Origin of the sequence: Streptococcus sp. GMD1S, from assembly GCF_000296875.1 — a bacterium.
In the GTDB taxonomy this organism is placed as follows: Bacteria; Bacillota; Bacilli; order Lactobacillales; family Streptococcaceae; genus Streptococcus.
This window is the reverse complement of the sequence record NZ_AJQY01000305.1, coordinates 1-529: the sequence shown is the minus strand read 5'-3', so window position 1 is coordinate 529 and position 529 is coordinate 1. Positions and strand designations below refer to the sequence as shown.

Here is a 529-nt window from a genome sequence, read left to right as displayed (position 1 = left end):
AGCTAAAGGGGTTTCGGCTCCTTTTTTTCTAGGAGAGAAAGATGTTAGAAAATGGTGATTTGATTTTTGTGAAGGACCTTTCAGATATGGGGCAGGCCATCCTGGCTTCTACCGGTAACTATAGTCATGTAGCCATTTTTTTGGACGGTTTCATCTACCATGCTAGTGGGCAAGCTGGTGTCATTTGTCAAGAACCAGCTGATTTTTTTGAACCAACTCATCTCTACGATCTTTATGTCTATCCAGAGCTGGAAGCTGACTTGGTAAAGGAGAGAGCTAGCAAACATTTGGGTGCACCCTATAATGCCTCTTTTTATCCGGATGGGAATGGCTTTTATTGCTCCCAGTATATCGCTGAAATCCTACCGATTTTTGAAACTATTCCCATGAAATTTGGTGATGGGGAGCAGGAGATTAGTGATTTTTGGAGGGAATATTACAGGAAACTCAAATTTCCTGTGCCTCTGAATCAGCCAGGGACCAATCCTAGTCAACTAGCAGCATCCCCTCTTTTAGAATGTAAAGAAAG

Annotated in this window: 1 protein-coding gene; it reads left to right on the top strand. The window is 42.3% G+C overall.

The window, feature by feature from the left end; all coding sequences use genetic code 11:
• Positions 1 to 41: 41 nt before the first annotated feature.
• Positions 42 to 529: YiiX/YebB-like N1pC/P60 family cysteine hydrolase (locus tag GMD1S_RS08920; protein ID WP_000892221.1), on the top strand; the 488-nt coding region annotated here is incomplete at its 3' end.